This window comes from Synechococcus sp. CBW1004 (assembly GCF_015840715.1).
GTDB lineage: Bacteria > Cyanobacteriota > Cyanobacteriia > PCC-6307 > Cyanobiaceae > Cyanobium.
This window is the reverse complement of sequence record NZ_CP060397.1, coordinates 1,343,655-1,361,011: the sequence shown is the minus strand read 5'-3', so window position 1 is coordinate 1,361,011 and position 17,357 is coordinate 1,343,655. Positions and strand designations below refer to the sequence as shown.

The 17,357-nt window shown below is 69.6% G+C and carries 18 protein-coding genes and 2 tRNA genes; 11 read left to right on the top strand and 9 right to left on the bottom strand.

Annotated elements, in window-relative coordinates; all coding sequences use genetic code 11:
* Nucleotides 1-22: 22 nt before the first annotated feature.
* Complete coding sequence (locus H8F25_RS17640; RefSeq protein WP_370525834.1) at nucleotides 23-4,273, bottom strand: hydantoinase B/oxoprolinase family protein; 4,251 nt, start codon at nucleotides 4,271-4,273, stop codon at nucleotides 23-25.
* Between the two features lie 108 nt (nucleotides 4,274-4,381).
* Nucleotides 4,382-4,873, bottom strand: a complete 492-nt coding sequence (locus tag H8F25_RS06610; RefSeq protein WP_197212657.1) for a YajQ family cyclic di-GMP-binding protein — start codon at nucleotides 4,871-4,873, stop codon at nucleotides 4,382-4,384.
* Nucleotides 4,874-4,933: 60 nt separating this feature from the next.
* On the opposite strand from H8F25_RS06610, the gene H8F25_RS06605 reads away from it, so the two are divergent.
* Nucleotides 4,934-5,422 carry an MAPEG family protein gene (locus H8F25_RS06605; protein ID WP_197212655.1) on the top strand — a complete coding sequence of 163 codons (489 nt, stop codon included), beginning with the start codon at nucleotides 4,934-4,936 and terminating at the stop codon, nucleotides 5,420-5,422.
* Nucleotides 5,423-5,537: 115 nt separating this feature from the next.
* On the opposite strand, the gene H8F25_RS06600 is transcribed toward H8F25_RS06605, so the two are convergent.
* Nucleotides 5,538-6,449 carry an SPFH domain-containing protein gene (locus tag H8F25_RS06600; protein WP_197212654.1) on the bottom strand — a complete coding sequence of 304 codons (912 nt, stop codon included), beginning with the start codon at nucleotides 6,447-6,449 and terminating at the stop codon, nucleotides 5,538-5,540.
* 247 nt (nucleotides 6,450-6,696) lie between these two features.
* On the opposite strand from H8F25_RS06600, the gene H8F25_RS06595 reads away from it, so the two are divergent.
* A complete protein-coding gene (locus H8F25_RS06595; protein WP_197212652.1) occupies nucleotides 6,697-7,158 on the top strand; it encodes an NfeD family protein in 462 nt (153 codons plus the stop codon).
* 117 nt (nucleotides 7,159-7,275) lie between these two features.
* Here H8F25_RS06595 and H8F25_RS06590 read toward each other — a convergent pair whose 3' ends face one another.
* Together H8F25_RS06590 and H8F25_RS06585 are read right to left on the bottom strand one after the other, a co-directional pair.
* A complete protein-coding gene (locus tag H8F25_RS06590; protein ID WP_197212650.1) occupies nucleotides 7,276-7,788 on the bottom strand; it encodes a DNA recombination-mediator protein A in 513 nt (170 codons plus the stop codon).
* Nucleotides 7,789-7,844: 56 nt separating this feature from the next.
* Nucleotides 7,845-8,957, bottom strand: coding sequence for a phosphotransacetylase family protein (locus H8F25_RS06585; protein ID WP_197212648.1), 1,113 nt, complete (start codon nucleotides 8,955-8,957; stop codon nucleotides 7,845-7,847).
* A gap of 100 nt (nucleotides 8,958-9,057) precedes the next feature.
* Here H8F25_RS06585 and H8F25_RS06580 point away from each other — a divergent pair, with 100 nt between their 5' ends.
* The gene (locus H8F25_RS06580; protein ID WP_197212646.1) at nucleotides 9,058-9,798 is read left to right on the top strand and encodes an NAD-dependent epimerase/dehydratase family protein; all 741 of its coding nucleotides are present in this window, start codon (nucleotides 9,058-9,060) and stop codon (nucleotides 9,796-9,798) included.
* A gap of 205 nt (nucleotides 9,799-10,003) precedes the next feature.
* Here the strand turns inward: H8F25_RS06580 and map are convergent, their stop codons facing one another.
* Nucleotides 10,004-10,882 carry a type I methionyl aminopeptidase gene (map, locus tag H8F25_RS06575; protein WP_197212644.1) on the bottom strand — a complete coding sequence of 293 codons (879 nt, stop codon included), beginning with the start codon at nucleotides 10,880-10,882 and terminating at the stop codon, nucleotides 10,004-10,006.
* Between the two features lie 71 nt (nucleotides 10,883-10,953).
* Between map and H8F25_RS06570 the strand changes: the two genes are divergently transcribed.
* The 4 genes from H8F25_RS06570 (at nucleotide 10,954) to H8F25_RS06555 (ending at nucleotide 12,205) form a co-directional block, all read left to right on the top strand.
* The gene (locus tag H8F25_RS06570) at nucleotides 10,954-11,292 is read left to right on the top strand and encodes a peptidase (protein ID WP_197212642.1); all 339 of its coding nucleotides are present in this window, start codon (nucleotides 10,954-10,956) and stop codon (nucleotides 11,290-11,292) included.
* 55 nt (nucleotides 11,293-11,347) lie between these two features.
* Nucleotides 11,348-11,827, top strand: a complete 480-nt coding sequence (rplS, locus tag H8F25_RS06565; RefSeq protein WP_231597208.1) for a 50S ribosomal protein L19 — start codon at nucleotides 11,348-11,350, stop codon at nucleotides 11,825-11,827.
* A gap of 79 nt (nucleotides 11,828-11,906) precedes the next feature.
* Nucleotides 11,907-11,979, top strand: a tRNA-Trp gene (locus H8F25_RS06560).
* A 37-nt stretch (nucleotides 11,980-12,016) separates the two neighbouring features.
* Nucleotides 12,017-12,205 (top strand): hyperconserved protein Hcp, encoded by a 189-nt coding sequence (locus tag H8F25_RS06555; RefSeq protein WP_006043540.1) that lies wholly within the window; start codon nucleotides 12,017-12,019, stop codon nucleotides 12,203-12,205.
* Nucleotides 12,206-12,568: 363 nt separating this feature from the next.
* On the opposite strand, the gene H8F25_RS06550 is transcribed toward H8F25_RS06555, so the two are convergent.
* Nucleotides 12,569-13,444 (bottom strand): LysR substrate-binding domain-containing protein, encoded by an 876-nt coding sequence (locus H8F25_RS06550; protein WP_197212641.1) that lies wholly within the window; start codon nucleotides 13,442-13,444, stop codon nucleotides 12,569-12,571.
* Between the two features lie 264 nt (nucleotides 13,445-13,708).
* On the opposite strand from H8F25_RS06550, the gene H8F25_RS06545 reads away from it, so the two are divergent.
* Nucleotides 13,709-13,782: transfer RNA gene (locus H8F25_RS06545), tRNA-Asp, on the top strand.
* An 18-nt stretch (nucleotides 13,783-13,800) separates the two neighbouring features.
* Complete coding sequence (gltX, locus tag H8F25_RS06540) at nucleotides 13,801-15,273, top strand: glutamate--tRNA ligase (protein WP_197212639.1); 1,473 nt, start codon at nucleotides 13,801-13,803, stop codon at nucleotides 15,271-15,273.
* Between the two features lie 203 nt (nucleotides 15,274-15,476).
* Here gltX and H8F25_RS06535 read toward each other — a convergent pair whose 3' ends face one another.
* Nucleotides 15,477-15,722, bottom strand: coding sequence for a hypothetical protein (locus H8F25_RS06535; protein WP_197212637.1), 246 nt, complete (start codon nucleotides 15,720-15,722; stop codon nucleotides 15,477-15,479).
* Nucleotides 15,686-16,405: a DUF1643 domain-containing protein gene (locus H8F25_RS06530; protein ID WP_231597205.1), complete on the bottom strand. Its 720-nt coding sequence runs from the start codon at nucleotides 16,403-16,405 to the stop codon at nucleotides 15,686-15,688. Before H8F25_RS06530 ends, H8F25_RS06535 begins: the two co-directional genes overlap by 37 nt.
* 186 nt (nucleotides 16,406-16,591) lie before the next feature.
* Between H8F25_RS06530 and H8F25_RS06525 the strand changes: the two genes are divergently transcribed.
* Both H8F25_RS06525 and H8F25_RS06520 read left to right on the top strand, forming a co-directional pair.
* A complete protein-coding gene (locus tag H8F25_RS06525; protein WP_197212635.1) occupies nucleotides 16,592-16,930 on the top strand; it encodes a nucleotidyltransferase domain-containing protein in 339 nt (112 codons plus the stop codon).
* Nucleotides 16,927-17,319 carry a HEPN domain-containing protein gene (locus H8F25_RS06520; protein WP_197212634.1) on the top strand — a complete coding sequence of 131 codons (393 nt, stop codon included), beginning with the start codon at nucleotides 16,927-16,929 and terminating at the stop codon, nucleotides 17,317-17,319. The genes H8F25_RS06525 and H8F25_RS06520 overlap by 4 nt, the downstream gene beginning before the upstream one ends.
* Nucleotides 17,320-17,357 lie beyond the last annotated feature (38 nt).

The window sequence follows — 17,357 nt, the reverse complement described above, 5'->3', positions numbered from 1 at the left end:
TGCCTCACGGATCGGGTCCGGATCAGTCCGGAGCGCCGTAGCCGCCGCCGCCGGGGGTCTCGATCCGCAGGCCCTCCCCCGCCGCCAGGCTGATCTCGCAGCAGGGCGGCAATGTTTCTTCGCTGCCGCCGCTTCGCAGTAGCCAGTTGGCACCGCATGCCCCGGCCTGTCCGCCGGCCAGACCGAAGGGAGGCACACGCCGCGAGCCGGTGAGCAGCGAGACCCGCAGAGGCTCCAGGGCGCGCAGCTGACGGATCACGCCGTCGCCGCCGGGCCAGCGCCCCGCCCCACCGCTGCCGCGGCGTTTCCGGAAGATCTCCAGCCGCACCGGGAAGCGCTCCTCGAGGATCTCCGGATCGGTGAGGCGCGAGTTGGTCATGTGGCTCTGCACGGCCGAGGCGCCGGCGAAGCCGCGGCCATCGGCGAGCACGCCGGCGCCGGTGCCGCCGCAGATCGTCTCGTAGTACTGGCGACTGGCAGGTCCCTGGGCTTCATCGCCAAAGCTGAGGTTGTTCATCGTGCCTTGGGCGGCGGCCTGCACCCCCAGCGCCCCGAACAGGGCATTGCAGGCCGCCTGGGAGGTCTCCACATTGCCGGCCACCACTGCGGCCGGCGGGGAGGGGCTCAGCAGGCAGCCCGGCGGCACCACCAGGTCGATCGGCTCGAAACAGCCGGCGTTGAGAGGGATCTCCTCGCCCACCAGGCAGCGGAACACGTACAGCACCACCGCATGGGTCACCGCCAGGGGCGCGTTGTGGTTCGTGGCGAGCTGGGGGGAGGTGCCCGTGAAATCCACCCGCACGCGCCGTGCCTGTCGGTCGGGCGTCACCGTCACCTGGATCCAGGCGCCGCCATCGAGTTCCACGGCATGGGAGCCGGCCTGCAGGCGATCCACCACCCGCCGCACCGCCTCGGCGGCATTGGCCTGCACATGGCCCATGAACGCCTGCACCAGCTCCTGGCCTTCGCTGGCGATCAGCTGCTCCAGTGCGGCGACTCCCTGGCGGTTCGCCGCCACCTGGGCCTGCAGATCGGCCAGGAGCTGGTCGGGGTTGCGCACCGGATGGGGGCCGGCCGCCAGCCGTCGCCGCCAGGTCGCCTCGTCGAACACCCCACCGGAGAGGAACACCTCGTTGCGCAGCAGCAGACCCTCCTGCTCGATCGCGGTGCTGAACGCGGGCATCGATCCCGGTGTGATGCCGCCCACATCGGCGTGGTGCCCGCGGCTGGCCACGAAGAACAGCGGCGCCTCCCCAGCAGGTGCGCCAGCGGCGAACACCGGCGTGATCGCGGTAATGTCGGGCAGGTGGGTGCCGCCGGCGTAGGGGTCGTTGCTGAGGACCACATCACCCGGCGCCAGGGGTGGCCGCCGCCTGGCCGCCACATCGGCCAGCAGGGAGGCGACGCTCTCGCCCATCGAGCCCAGATGGACGGGAATGTGGGGGGCGTTGGCCACCAGGGCGCCGCGGCCATCGAACAGGGCGCAGGAGAAGTCGAGCCGCTCGCGGATGTTCACCGAACGGCTGCTCAGCTGCAGCTGCACCCCCATCTGCTCGGCGATGGCGGCGAAGCGGTGGTGGAACAGCTCCAGCTGCACCGGGTCGATGGCTGCCCCAGGCGTTGCAGGGGCTCGGGGCGTGCCGACAGAGGTGGCGCGCTGTGCAGGTTCTGCCGGCTGATGCGGCTTGTCGGCAGCAGCCTCGGCACAGCCACCCGGGTGCCTGCGCGGCTCGATGGATGGCGCATGGGGATCGCCGATGGTGCCGTCTGCATCGCTGGCGAGGGCCCATTGATCAGGTTTCTGCTGCGCGCTGGCCTGCCGGCTTCGGTCTGAGCCCGTCAGGCTGGCTTCTGGGATCTCGTTCGGCATGGCGGCCAGTGACGGTGCGCGCTCGAGCATCAACTCGCCGCCGGGGAGCACGACAGCGCTCCACTGGGGCTCGAGCATCAGGGTGGTGGTGGCATCGGTCACCACGGCCGGGCCGTCGATCCAGACTGCCGGCGGCAGCTCGCTGCGTCGCCACAGGGGTACGGGCTGCCAGCCGTCGGGAGCAAGCCACACGCGGGTCTGGGCAGGCGGGGGGGGCGCCGCCGCGCGTTCCGCGTTGGGGGGATTGCTTGGCGTGCTGTGGTTGGAGGCGGGTCGGAGCATCGCCGTGTCGGCGCCTTGGGCGGCGCTGTCACCGGCAGGGCCATGACGCACCGGATGCGGCGCCGACTCGGCGGCGGCCACCTCCAGCAGCAGCCGCTCCACCACCAGCGCCCGGTCGGAGGGCAGGTAGCCGAAGCGGCGCCTGTGGCTCTCGGCGAAGTCCCGGCGCAGTGCCTCCACCAGCCGGGAGTCCTGCGCCTTCGCCTCGTCATCGCGATCCGGTGGATCAGAACGGCGATCGCCTGGGCGCGTCCTGCCGGCGACCTCCTTCGCCGCAGCATCGCCGCTGTCCCGCACCACGTCGCTGTTGTCGCCGGCGCGCTCGCCGCCGGCAGGTGTCCCGATGGCCGTTCCAGAGGGTTCCTGCATGCGGCGTCCAACGACCGCGGATTGCGCGATCGCGGCGCTTGGCTGAGCGGGCCAGAGCAGTTCCAGGCCCCGTTCGCTGCCGGGAAAGCGCAGCTCCAGGCGCACCACCAGCCGGTGGGGATCGCCGGGGGACAGGTCGCCGCTCCGCTGCAGGGCGGTGACGGCTTCCTGCTGCAGCTCCTGGATCTGTTGCCGTAGGCGGGGGATCAGGACGGGCTCGAGGGGGGCGCGGATCACCTGTTCACACAGCTGCCGCTGCTCGGCCCGGCCGATGCCGTAGGCCGACAGCACGCCGGAGAGGGGATGCAGCAGCACCCGGCCGATGCCGAGCTGAGCCGCCAGGCGGCAGGCGTGCTGGCCGCCGGCGCCGCCATAACTCACCAGCAGGGCGCCGCGGATGTCATGGCCCCGCTGGATCGAGATGTGGCGGATCGCCGCCGCCATGCGCTCGATCGCCACCTGCAGTCCTCCTTCCGCCACCGCCTCCGGCGCCAGGCCGGTGGCCTCGGCCAGTTCGGCGAAGCGTGCGTGCACCGCCGCCAGATCCACGGGCTGATCGCCCGACGGGCCGAACACCGCCGGCAGGGCCTCGGGTGGCAGGCGCCCCAGCAGCAGGTTGGCGTCGGTGATCGTGGCCGGCCCACCGCGCCGGTAGGCCGCCGGGCCCGGAACGGCGCCGGCCGACTGGGGGCCCACCAGCAGCCGCCCATCGACGCAGCGCAGGATCGAGCCGCCGCCGGCGGCCACCGTGTGCACGGGCAGCATCGGCGCCTGCAGCCGCAGGCCCTCGATCGTCGTCTCGGCGCTGCGTTCCCAGGCGGCATCCCCCCGGCCGGGATCGAAGTGGAAGACGTCGGTGGAGGTGCCGCCCATGTCGAAGCCCACGATCGGGCGCTCCGGGCTCACCGCCATCGCCAGGGCGACGGCCCCCACCATGCCCCCGGCTGGGCCCGAAAGGATCGTGTCCTTGGCCAGCAGATCAGCGTTGGTGGCCAGGGCACCACTGGAGCGCATCACCCGCACGGGCGTGTCGCCGCCCAGGGACCGCCGCACCTGCTGCAGGTAGGAGCGCAGCACCGGACCCACCGCCGCTTCCACCAGGGCGGTATGCCCGCGGGGCACCAGGCGGGGCTGGGCGCTGAGCCGATGGGACAGGGCGATGTCCTTCACCCCCTGGGCCTCCAGCCAGCGGCCCAGGTCCCGTTCATGGCCGGGGTTGCGAACGGCGTGCAGCAGCGCCACCGCCACGCTGCGGTAGCCGTCGGCCAGAGCCTGGTTCAGCTGCCGGCGCAGCTCCTCGTCGCAGCGCAGCGGTTCGAGCTCGCGGCCATCGGCCGCCAGCCGGCCCTCCACCTCCAGCACCCGGATTGTCAGGGGCTGGGGGCGTTCGATGCGCAGGGCGAACAGCTCCGGGCGGTGCTGGTCACCGATCTCCAGCAGATCGGCCAGGCCGCGGTTGATCAGCAGCAGCACTGGGGCGCCCCGGCGTTCGAGCAGGGCATTGGTGGCAACAGTTGTGCCCAGCCTCACCTCGCGGACGGCTCCGGCCGGGATCGGGGCGTCAGGGGGCAGGCCCAGCAGCCGCTGAATCGTTGTCACGGCAGGGTCGCCGCGCCGATCGGGCTGAACCGAGAGCACCTTCTCCACCACCAGCTCCCCATTCGGTCGCTGGCCGATCACATCGGTGAAGGTGCCGCCGCGGTCGATCCAGAACCGCCAGCCAGCGGCTTCCGCCTCGCCCACTCGCTTCAAGCTGCGTCGCTCCCGCGTGTCTCGGCCTGCAGCCTGGCGCAGAGGCGGCCGGGGCGTCTGCTTGCGAACCCAGGCCGGCCTCCCGGGTGCTCGCTGGAATCGATGGGATCAGCGGTAGTTCTCGAACTGCAGCGGCACCTCGACGTCCTGGGCCTTGAGCAGCTGGATGGCCTGCTGCAGATCGTCCTTGCTCTTGCCGGTGACGCGCAGGCTCTCGCCCTGGATGGCGACGGTGACCTTCTTGAGGTTGTCGCGCACGGTTTTGCTCAGTGTCTTGGCCAGCTCCTGGGAGAGGCCGCGGCGCAGTTTCACCAGCTGCTGCACGCGATTGCCACCGACCGGCTGGGCGGGCTGGAAGTCGAAGATCTTGAGGGAGAGATTCCGCTTGGTGGCCTTCTGGCGCAGGATGTCCTCCACCGCCTGGAGGGTCATGTCGCTGGCGGTCGTGATCGTGATGGCGTTGTCGTCCAGCTCGATCTCGGTGGCTGAATCCTTGAGGTCGTAGCGGGTGGAGACATCACGGCGCACCTGATCGATGGCGTTGACCAGCTCCTGTCGGTCGAAGTCACTGACGACGTCAAAAGAGAAGGACTCAGCCATGGAAGGGACGCGCTCACTTGGCCTGCCAGCCTAGAAAACAGCTCAACTGCCGTTCCCGCCATGCCTGGCTTCCCGCTGCCCGCCGCCCTGCTGGCGGCCCTGCCGCTGCCGGTCACCAGTCAGGCGGCCGGCGCCCCCTTCGCCTGGTCGCTGCTGCTCTCCGGTGCCGTCGTGGTGGCCAGCCTGATTCCGCTGGGGGCCGCCCGCTCCCAGGCCGATTTCAAGCCCTCCGATCTGGCGGCGCCCCGGGCGATGTTCGAGCGCCTGCCGGCCTGGGGCAAGCGTGCCAACTGGGCCCACCAGAACTGCTTCGAGGCCTTCACCCTGCATGCCCCCGCCTGTCTGCTGGCCCTGGTGGCGGCTCTGCATGGCGCCCCGGTCGCGGGGGTGGCGGTGCTGGCGGCCTGGCTGCATCCGGCCCTGCGCCTTGGCTACATCGGCGCCTACGTGGCCAATCTGCCGCCGCTGCGCAGCCTCTGCTGGGCCGGAGGCATCGTCTCCACGGCGATCCTCTACGGCGAGGGGCTGCGGGGAGTGCTGGCCGGCTGAGGTCTGGCAGCGGATCGTTGATGCCCCCGCCGCGGAGCGGACTTCGTCCCCTGACCTCAACGCCTTGTGCGGCTGGAGTGGAACGGGGCAGTGGGCCAGGCGCCTGTCGCGCGGATCAGCTGTCGCTCTTCTGCAGCGAGCGCAGGGCCGCCAGCAGTGACGCGGGGCTTTGGGGATCGACCATCAGCACGCTGCCGCCCTGGGCGCGGGCCATCTCCTGGCCCATGGCCATCCAGTCGCGGGCCAGCAGCAGCCTGAGGCCCTCGGCCGCACCGGGCTGGCTTTCGAGGACACGGGCCAGCTCGGCGGCGGCCTCGGCGCGGGCCTTGGCGAGCAGGGTCTGTTGTTTGGCCTGGGCGTCGGCTTCGAGCAGCAGCGCCTCCTGCTTGGCCTTCGCGTCCAGCACCAGCGCCTCGGCACGGCCGCGGGCGGCATTCACCTGGGATTCCCGTTCACCTTCGGAGCGCAGGATGGCGGCACGCTTCTCGCGCTCGGCCGTCATCTGCTGTTCCATCGCCTGCTGCACGCCACGGGAGGGCTTGATGTCGCGCATCTCGACGCGGGTGACCTTGACGCCCCAGGGATCGGTGGCCTGATCGAGCTCGCGCATCAGCACCTCGTTCACCTCCTGGCGGGTGGTGAAGGTCTGGTCGAGGTCGAGCTTGCCCATCTCGGCCCGGATCTGGGTGAGCACAAGGTTGACCATCGCCGCCTGCAGGTCGTCGACGGCGTAGTAGGCACGTTCATGGGCGAGCAGCTGCCAGTACACGACGGCGTCCACCTCGATCGAGACGTTGTCGCGGGTGATGCACTGCTGGGCAGGGATGTCGAGCACCCGCTCCTTGAGCGATTCATGGCTGACCACCCTTTCGATGCCGGGCATCACCAGCGACAGCCCCGGTTTGAGCTGACGGTTGTACTTGCCGAGCCGCTCCACCAGCATCGAGCGGCTGCTGCTCGTCACCTTGATGCCGCTGAATCCGAGGGCCCCCAGAATGACCAGAACCGGCAGGACAAGGGCTTCCATGGAGCTGTCATCGCTGCCGGCAACCTAGGCAGGATGGACCGGACAGTCACCTGTCCTGGGCACCGGCCACGGCTGTTCTCGACGCCACGGCTGTTTTCCACGCCACGGCTGTTTTCCACGCCACGGCTGTTCTCCACGCCATGCCTGTTCCCGTCAGCTTGTTCGCCGACCGGTCCCAGGGGCTCTGGGGTCAGGCCTGACGTGCTGGAACGACCTCCTCATCCGCTTTCTGCATCCCGATCCCGTCATGGCCCCTCCGCTCCTGTGGTTTCTGAGCGCGGTCGTTCTGTTGCTCCTGGCCCTTCTTGGGGCGGATAACGATGGGCTGCTGCTGGTGGCGGGCCTCTGCGGCCTGCTCCTGACCCTCGTGGTGATCGCTCTGCCGCCGCTGACCCCCGTGGCCCAGGTGCTGCTGTTCGTGGCTCTGGTTGTGGGGGGGTACGCGCTGCTCCGCAGGTGGGCCCGGCGGCAGCGCGAGCACCCCGTGTCCGTCAGCGCCGCCGCCGAGCGGGCGGAGGTGATCAGCGGATTTGAGGGCGACGGCCAGGGCCGGGTGCGCTGGCAGGGGCAGAGCTGGGCTGCGGTGAACCTCCAGCCGGAGACCGCACTGCCCGCAGGCAGCGAGGTGACGGTGATGGGTCGGGACGGAACGTCCCTGCAGGTGATTCCCCGTCGGGGAAGAACTCCCCAGGGGGCCCGGCACGACTGAAGGCTGGCGCGCCGTCAGCCACCTTCAGGCCCTGACTGCGGCGGACTTTCGTGGCTCTCTGCACCCAGCATGAGTCAGTCCGGGCGGTGAGGAGCCTCGCTTCAGGGCTCGATCGGCTCAGTCGAAGAACATCAGGCTGACCACCTTGCCCATGTCCTCGGCGGTGCGGCAGCTGGCCAGCAGGGTTTCGCTGTCGTGGAAGGCGTAGCAGATCAGCTGGTCGCAGCGGCTGATGATCTCCTGGTTGCAGAGGCTGCTGGCCACCGGCAGAGGCAATTCGTCGTGCTCGGGCTTCTCCACCAGATGCAGCACCCGCTCGAGCTGATCGCGGGACTCCCCCGGCTGACGATCGAGGCTCTGGGGCAGCAGCACGGTGAGGCGTGCCGGATCCACATCGAGAACACTGCGGATGACCGCGGCATTGACGCCCTGAGCACCGGAGGTGATGAGGCTGTGGCCCTCCTGGGCCAGGGATCGGGCCACCAGCTCCACGAGGTGGATCGACACCACCGGCACATGGCGGCTACCGAGGATGGCGATGCGTCGCTTGCCCCGGTCCTGGAGCATGGCCAGTTCCTGGGCCAGGGTGTCGATCCGGTCCAGCGCCGGAAGATCAAGGGACCGGGTCACCCGCTCTCGCCCTGCAATGAGTCGAACCTAGCAGCGTTGAGCCGCCATGGATCGGCTCAGGCTGGGACCGGCAGCCGCAGGCGCTCGAACAGCGGTTCGAAGCGGCAGTTCTCCTCCACGAGGCGCATCGCGTAGGAGGCCTTGACCGCCTCATGCAGGCGCACGTGGCCGAAGGCCGCCTCGATCACTTCGACGGTGGTGAGGGTGTCGTGCTCGACCTTGAGCACAGGCACGTCCAGCTCCTCGGCGCGGCTCAGCAGCTGGGGCAGCGGCTCACCGGCGCCGGTGAGGATCAGGCACTGCGTGGAGGCCTCGAGCGCCGCCAGCTGGATGTCGGTGCGATCGGCGCCGGTGACCACCGCCATGTTGCGGCGACGGCGGAAGAACTCCATCGCCGCGTTGACATTCATGGCGCCGATCGAGAGGGTCTCGACCAGCAGATCGCAGCGGTCGTGGCAGCAGAGCGTGTGGGCTTCGAGGCGTCGGCCGAGCTCGCCGACGGTGACGCTGCGCAGCAAGGGACTGCGGGGCATGACCCCGAACACCGGGATCTGCAGGCGCTCCAGCGCCGGCACCACCTCCTGCCGCAGCTGCGGCATCAGCTCAGGGTTCACGGCGTTGAGCACCACGCCCGCCAGCAGGTCGCCCAGTTGCTGGCGGGCCTCCAGGAGGGCATCGGCGCTGCGGCTGTCCTGCCAGCTGTGCACGAGCACCACCGGTGCCTGCAGGGAGCGCGCCATCTGGGCCAGGCCCAGCCCGAAGAGGAGGCCCTCGCTCAGGGTGCCGGCCGCCTCGAGCAGCACCAGCCGTTCGCTCTCCTGACTGAGGCGCCGCTGCAGGGCGGCGAACGGCTCGCCGGGGGTGAGGTCGCCTCCGAGCAGGCGCTCATGGGCCGAACTCGCCTGCTGCATCTGCAGGGAGGGCAGCAGCTGCTCGGCGGGCAGCCTGAGGATTTCGCCGACGAAGCGCACATCGGCATCGAGCAGCGGCGAATCCGTCGGCGTGCCGTTGGGGGCCTCCTCATCCAGGGCGGTGGCCAGCGGCTTGCCGAAGGCGATCGAAACGCCGCGCTGGCTGAGCTGGCGGGCCAGCCCCAGCGCCACCGCCGACTTGCCGCTGAACGGCTCGCAGGATCCGATCAGCAGTGGAGCCAAGGGAGCAGAGGGCATGGAGCGGCCTCGCCAGGACCTGGAGGTGGCGGCCAATCTAGGCAGCCTCTGAGGCCGCGCACCATGCTGGGCCGAGCATTCCGGGGCAGACCCCGTGGCCATGACCGCCGCTCTCTCGTCCCCCCCGCCACCGCTGGTGGCGATCACCGGCGCCTCGGGGACCCTGGGGATGGCGTTGCTGCGGCAGTGGCACCGGCGTGGTGCCCGGCTGATCGCCCTCTGCCATCGCCCTCAGCCGCTGGAGCTGCACGATGAGGCGGGTCTGCCGATTCCCCTGCAGCAGGTGAGCTGGCAGGTGGGTGAAGAGCAGGAGCTGGCCGGCGTGCTGCGCGAGGTGGATGTGCTGATCGTCAACCATGGCATCAATGTGCATGCCGCCCGCGATCCCGAGGCGGTGGCCTGCTCGCTGGAGGTCAATGCCCTCAGCGCCTGGCGGCTGCTGGAGCTGTTCGCCGGCTTGGCGGCGGAAGCGCCCGCTGGAGCCGGCGGGCGCCGCCGGGAGTTCTGGCTGAACACCTCGGAGGCGGAGATCCAGCCGGCGATCAGCCCGTTGTACGAAATCAGCAAACGCCTCGCTGGCCAGCTCTTCAGCCTGCGGGCCCTCGACCTCGCCACGCACCTGCGGTTGCGGCGTCTGGTGCTGGGGCCGTTCCGCTCGGCACTCAACCCGATCGGCCTGATGGACGCCGACTGGGTGGCGTCTCAGGTGCTGCGTCAGGGCTGGGACTGGGATCTGGGGCTGGTGATCGTCACTCCCAACCCCCTCACCTATCTGCTGATGCCGCTCACCTGCGCGGGACGCTGGCTCTACTTCCGTCTCACGAGCAGGGAAGGTGTCTGAGTCTGGACGGGAGGCCGACGCCGTGGGTCGGACCAGACTGACGGGCTGACGCCGGCGGGTTGGTCAGGCTGGGACGCACCCTTGGGTCCGGGGCGGCTGCGAAGGCGAACCGACGCCATTGCTCAGGACTCCGTGGGGCCTGGCGGCCCCTGGGGTGATCGGTGCCGGCGACGCGATGGCAGGGGAGCCCGCTCGCGACGGCGATTCAGAAGTCCCGGTCGGTGAGGATCTCGCAGCCGTCACCGGTGACGACGATCGTGTGCTCCCACTGGGCCGACAGGCTGCCGTCGACGGTGACGACGGTCCAGCGGTCCTTGAGGGTGCGGCAGGCCTTGCTGCCGGCATTGAGGATCGGCTCGACCGCCAGGGTCATGCCGGCCCGCAGGGTCACGTTCGGGAGATCGCGGGTGCGGAAGTTGAACACCGAGGGCTCCTCGTGCAGGTTGCGCCCGACGCCATGGCCGGTGTAGTCCTCCACCACTGCATAGCCATGGGCCTCGACGTGGTCCTGCACGGCTCCGGCCAGCTCCAGAAGGGTGCTGCCGGTCTTGACGGTGGCCAGGCCCTTCATCAGCGACTCCTGGGCGACGCGGCTGAGCCGGCGAGCCTCGTCGCTCACCGCGTCACCCACGGGAATCGTGACGCAGCTGTCGCCGTGAAAGCCCTCGAAATAGGCGCCGGTGTCGATCTTCACCAGGTCGCCGTCGCGGATGATCTGGCGTGCGCTGGGGATGCCGTGCACCACCTGATCGTTGATGCTGGCGCAGATGCTGGCCGGGAAGCCGTGGTAGCCCTTGAAGCTCGGCACGGCGCCCATCTCGCGGATGCGGCGCTCGGCGTGACTGTCGAGATCGGCGGTGCTCAGGCCCGGAGCCGCCATCTCCATGATTTCGCGCAGCACCGTGGCGACGATGCGACTGGCCTGGCGCATGATCGCGATTTCGCGGGCCGACTTGATCTCGACCCCACGCCGGCCGGCCTGGATGCGCGGCCCGCCGCTGTCGGGGGCCTCGCCAACGCCACCGCCAGCCGTGCGCTTGCGTGAGGGCTGGCTGCTGGTGAGCAGGTCGGCGAAGAGATTCATGCGAGGCGCTCGGCCAGGACGTGAAGCGGCATTTCAAATTATCCACACCTCACCACGGCTGCCGTGATCGCATGAGCTCTCCCGCTCCCGCCTCGAGGCCTGCGCCGGTGTCGCTGGCCCTGCGTCTGCGGCGCCTCCATGCCGCCCTGGCGCCTTTGGTGCTGCTGCCGCTGCTGCTCACGGTCAGCACCGGAGTGGCCTACCGGCTGCTGCGCGACTGGGCCGGCCTCGGACGCGATCAGGCCCACATTCTGATGGTGCTGCACGAGGGCGAATGGCTCCGGCCGCTGGTGGGGGCCAGCGGGGAGACGCTGTATGTGCTGCTCAACGGTCTGGGGCTGCTGTGGATGCTGATCACCGGTGCCTCGATGCTGTGGCAGCGCCTGAGGCGACCACAGGGCAGCCGCTGAGGGTGCCCCCCCAGCCGGTACACTGGCGGTTTGGCCAGGCGCTCCGGAGATCGGGATGGCAGCGGAAACACCAGCGGACGTTCAAGACGTGCAGACAGACGACACCCAGACCGTGGACACCGCTGCAGCGGCCACCGCGACCGAGACGGCTCCCGCCGCCAAGGTCAGGGAGGGCAGGCTCAGCGCCCAGGACCTGATCCGCGCCTTCGAGTCGGAGCAGCTCAAGAGCGACCTGCCTGAGATCTACGTGGGCGACACCGTCAAGGTGGGTGTTCGCATCAGTGAAGGCAACAAAAAGCGCATCCAGCCCTATGAGGGTGTGGTCATCGCCAAGCGCCACGGCGGTCTGAACGAGACCATCACCGTGCGTCGCATCTTCCAGGGCATCGGTGTGGAGCGGGTGTTCATGCTGCACAGCCCCCAGGTGGCTTCCGTGAAGGTGGAGCGACGCGGTAAGGTGCGTCGGGCGAAGCTCTTCTACCTGCGTGACCGCGTCGGCAAGGCCACGCGCGTCAAGCAGCGCTTCGATCGCTGAGGGTTCATCCCCAGCCAGGAATCTCAGCCTTATGGGATTCTGCGGGGATGTCCAGCCCCATTCCAGGGGCCATCACCTTGCGCCGTTAGTTCAGTTGGTAGAACGCAGGTCTCCAAAACCTGATGTCGGGGGTTCAAGTCCTCCACGGCGCGTTCGATGGCCCCGTCCACAGTTCTTTCACTTCCGAAGATGGAGTTGGATCTGCAACCCGGTGATGTTGTCAAGGTGCTGGAGTCAGCTGCCCTTGGCTGGGTGCGTGCCCGGGTGATCCGCGTCAAATCCGGAGGTCGCGTCGTCGTTCAGAGCGATCAGGGTCGCGAATTCACTGCCCGTGGCAATCAGGTGCGGCTGATCGAACCTGCCGGCTTCCGTCCCTGAGCGACCGGAGGGTCTGCCGCTGACGCTGCGGCCTCACCGGGACGATCATTCCTACGATTTCAGGCATCACTTCAGGTATCCACTCGGTTGCCTGTCGGGCTGGCGGCACTGGGGAATTTTGGCTGTGCCGTCCCGAAGCCTTCGCTTGGACTGAACAGTTTTCCCCACAGTGTTCGCCCTGCTGTGGCGAGGCCCTGGCTGGCGCTGAGGGGCTTTGTGCCGCCTTGGGTGCTCTGTCTGGAGCGCTTCGACCGGTCTCGGTCGCCCTACCCTCTTGGGGTGGCGGCTGGTCGGCTGAGCCTGCTGCGTTGGCTTCTGAGTCTGTCCCCCCCCCGACGCCAGGGACGTCCTTTGGGGATGGCTTCAATGCAGGGCGATCAGCTCGGCGTGGTGCTCTGAGAGCCGCCGCACTCGCCGGCGCAGCTCCTCCAGAAGACACAGGATCGGGCCACGCTCCGCCAGGTCACGGCGCACCACCAGAGCCTCTCCACCGACGTGGCCGATGCTCCAGTCCAGCTGCACCAGCTCCGGATGCAGCACCAGGTTGAGCGCGTTGCCGTAGCAGAGGGTGACCGCATCGGCCGTGCGCCCCTCCCAGCTGCTTTCGTCGTAGCGACGGAACTGCACCGACGGCGTGCTCCACAGCTGCTGAGCCTTCAGTCGCGTTTCCAGCTGCGGAAACCAGCCCTCGGGCAGCGCCAGGCTCGGGAATCGCGCCAGATCCTCAGGGGTGAGGCCTGTTTCGCGGGCCAGTGGGTGGTTCCGGTCCGCCTGCAGCTGGCAGGGCATGTGGCACAGCTCGATCACCGTGAACTCGGGATCATCCGCCGCCGGCAGATCGGGCAGGTAGCCGGCGATCCAGGCATCGATCACCCGTTCCCTCAGCAGCCGCAGCGGAATCTCCTTGCCGGGCAGGTCGAACAGGCCGGTGCTCCACCCTGGTGGCGCCGGCAGGGCCAGGCTCGGGCCGCTCCAGTAGGTGGCCTCCAGCCGCAGGGGTTCTCCGCCCCTGAGGCGCCAGATCTGATGCACCTCCCGCTCCGCTGTGAGCAGCTCCGTGTATCCCCGGACCCGCCCCTCGCCGCCCTGGCGGCGCAGGCTGCAGCCGAAGCGCTTCAGCACGTGATTGACCCGCCTGGACACCGTGGGCTGGCTGCTCCGGACGGCCTCGGCGGCGGCCGCTCCGGTGCGCAGCCACTGCAGGTGATCCAGGGCCGAGAGCTCCTCCGGCGTGACCAACGCGATGACGGTGACAACGGCTGACGACCTTATGCGTCCATGCGCGTCGCCGCAGGGCTTGTGGCAGTTCTGTGATGCATTCTGCCGGCGCTGCACAGGCGTGCCGAACGGGGTGGTGGTGCCGGCTCTCTGTGCAGGCAGCAGGCGACACAGCTGTCGCCCTCGCGACGGTGTTGATCGCAACCGACCGTTGACGGTGGGCAGGTCGGCCGGAGATACTTTCGAAGTCGGCGAACGCCGACGCCTCGGGTGAAAACCCGGGATGGGACTGTAGTTCAATCGGTTAGAGCACCGCCCTGTCACGGCGGAAGTTGCGGGTTCGAGCCCCGTCAGTCCCGTTTCACATCACAAGGAGCATGCCGGTGGCAGCAACGGGAGCGGCAGTGCGTGTGCGCCTGGCCCCCAGCCCCACCGGCACCCTTCACATCGGCACCGCGCGCACGGCGGTGTTCAACTGGCTCTTCGCCCGCCGTCACGGCGGTCAGTTCCTGCTGCGCATCGAGGACACCGACCGCGAACGCAGCAAACCGGAATACACCACCAACATCCTGGACGGGCTCCAGTGGCTGGGGCTCACCTGGGACGGCGACCCCGTCATCCAGAGCGAGCGCATCGCGGCCCATCGCGCCACCATCCAGGCCCTGCTCGATTCGGGTCACGCCTACCGCTGCTACGCCAGCGAGGCGGAGCTCACCGCGATGCGCGAGCGGCAGGCCGCCGAGAACAGGGCCCCCCGCTACGACAACCGCCATCGCGACCTCAGCCCCGAGCAGGAGCAGGCCTTCATCGCCGAGGGCCGCGAGGCCACGATCCGCTTCCGCATCGACGACGACGCGCTGATCACCTGGACCGACCTGGTGCGCGGTGAGATGCGCTGGGCCGGCTCCGACCTGGGTGGCGACATGGTGATCGCCCGCCGTGCCCCGTCCGATCAGATCGGAGATCCCCTCTACAACCTGGTGGTGGTGGTCGACGACGCCGCCATGGCGATCACCCATGTGATCCGCGGCGAGGACCACATCGCCAACACCGCCAAGCAGCTGCTGCTCTATCAGGCTCTCGGCTTACCGGCCCCGATGTTCGCCCACACACCCCTGATCCTCAACCAGGAGGGCAGGAAGCTCTCCAAGCGCGATGGCGTCACCTCGGTGAGCGACTTCCGCGCCATGGGCTACACGGCCGAGGCCCTCGCCAACTACATGACTCTGCTCGGCTGGTCGCCACCGGAGGGGATGGGCGAGCGCTTCACCCTGGCCGAGGCCGCCGCGGTGTTCGACTTCGAGCGCGTCAACCGGGCCGGGGCCCGCTTCGACTGGGACAAGCTCAACTGGCTCAACGGCCAGGTGCTGCATGGCCTGGATCCCGAGACGCTCCGCCAGCAGCTGCTGCCGCTGTGGCAGGAGCGGGGGTGGGCCACCAGTGGCCCCGCGGCCGAGCTCGACTGGCAGCGCGATCTCTGCGCCCTTCTGGGGCCCTCGCTTACCCTGCTCGCCGATGGTGTCGCCCAGGCCGAGCCCTTCTTCAGCGTTCCCAGCGCCGATGAGGCGGCGCTGCAGCAGCTCGCCTCTCCCGGTGCCCGTGAGGGCCTGGCGGCGCTGTCGGAGCGCCTGCCGGCCTCCGATCAGCCCTTCAGCGCTGAGCAGGCCCAGGCCCTGCTGTCGGAGGCGGTGGCCGCCGCCGGCATCAAGAAGGGTGTGCTGATGAAGAGCCTGCGGGCCGCTCTGCTGGGCAGCCTGCAGGGCCCCGATCTGCTCACCACCTGGCTGCTGCTGCACCGCTGTGGCGGGGATCGACCGAGGCTGGAACGTGCCCTGGCTGCCGCGGCCTGAGAGGCACCACCCCTGTTCGCCTCCGCATTCCATCCGGTGCCTTGCCGGTGGACCAGGCGGGGCGTCTGCGAACGGTTGACGTCAGGGCCTCCCCGAGCGTCACCAGATGTGATCTCCCTGGGGCGATGGGACGAGGCCGCGGCGCCGGCGGACCCCGTCAGGTTGCGCCGCTGATCCGCCAGTGGCGGCGCACCGCGTTGCGATCAATCGTCGACGGTGCCGAACTGGGGCTCCACCCGGATGCCGATCACCTGGCTGGCGCGCACCAGCAGGTATTCGCCGTCGAGTTCGCTGATCGGCACGTTGATGAAGGCGTCGGGCGTGGCGGTGGCGTGCAGGGTGCCCTGATACCACTGCTGGAAGGCCTCCAGAGTGGAGAAGTGCACCATCTCGCGGTGTCCGCCGCCCAGGATCAGGTGGATCGCGTAGCGGCGCGGGGTGCGGGGCATGGGGCGGCCGTCGGTGCAGTGGCGTGCTCCCAGGATGCCCCAAACGGCAGCAGCGGACTGCCGGCCCGGGCGTACAGGGGGTGGCGGGGCTGGCCGGCAGCGGTGAGGCCCAGGCAGAACAACCGCACCGGCAGGCGGCCCAGCAGTTGCAGCATCTGTTGATCGCGCCCCTGCCAGCGGCCGCCATTGCCCCAGCCCAGCCAGAGCGGCAGCGTGGCATCGGCCCCTCCCCAGACTGCGGCGGGCGCGGCCGATTCTTCGCCTTCGGCTGGCTGGATGCTCTGATCCTGAAGGGACTTGTCGGGACCACCAAGGGGTGGCGCTGTCACGGTTGGCACCTGCCGCGCCAGTGCCTCCCGGGCCAGCTGGCGCACGCGGCCGCGGATCCAGGCATCCGTGCGATGGCCCACCGGCTCGGCTGCCTGCCGCAGGGCGCCCGGATCGGTGCTGATCCAGGCGAACAGATTGAGCACCTCCAGGGCCCCGTAGCCCCAGCCGTCGGCGAGGCCGATCAGCCGGCGCAGGGTGGGATCGTCCTGCTGGCCATCGGCGCGTGAGGGGTTGAGCCCGAGGAACAGCAGCGTCGGTGCGTCGTCCCGCCAGCGGCGGCTCAGCCACCAGCGGTAGCGGCCGCAGCGGCTGAAGGCCGCTGCGCGGCTGTCGGGGCAGGCAGGCCGTGCCATGGCGTGCCGTGAAGGCTCTCCTACAGCCTGATGGGTGGATCAGGCGCGATGGACCTGCTCCCTGGCCCTTCGGCTCCTGGGTTGTTTCTCCGCCGCATGGCCGGCGAGCGGCCGTGACGACGTTCAGACCCCGCTGATCGTTGGGCTGCTCAAGGCCATGGGCAAGGTTCGCCCTAGCCTTCGAGGATGCCCAGCCTGGCCGCCATCCGTGAGCTGCGCCGAAGCGAGCGGCTGGTGGCGTTGGCTCAGGGTGCTGCCGCCGTGGTCTCTCGTCATCCAGGGGCCGAGGTCTGGCTGTTCGGCTCTCTGGCCCGCGGCGACTGGGATGCCTTTTCGGATGTCGACCTGCTGGCCGTCGCTCCCACCCGGGCCGTTGCCGATGCCCTGGCCGATGCCCTGCTGGACGCACGCCTCGGGGATGACGTACTGGCCCTGACCTGCGAGCGATGGGACGCGCTCCGCAGGGGAGATGATCCCTACTGGCGGGCCATCGGTCGCGATGCCCTGCGTCTTTTCCCCTCATGACCCCGCGCGCGCAGGCCTGGATGCGGCAGGCCCGCAACGATCTTGAAGCGGCTCACTTCACCGCCGCTCAGGGATTCCATGCCCAGGCCTGCTACCTGGCTGGGCAGGCGGCGGAGAAAGCCCTCAAAGCCTTGCTGCTTGCGACAGGCATCACGCCTCCCTACAGCCATTCCCTGGAGCGCCTCGTGGAGCTGCTCCACAGCCAGGGACTCGAAACCTCCGCGTTCATGGACCTCCATCTCAAGCCCCTCACCCGCATGAACAGCGACAGCCGCTACCCGCAGGGCGATGAGGCTCCTGTGGATCTGTTCGACGCCCGCGACAGCCAGCAGGCCCTGGATACGGCTGAGGCCGTGGTGCGCCTTGCGGCAGCGGAACTGACGGTCTGATCGGGTGAACGGAGCCGCGCGGAGCTCTGGCAGGCTGG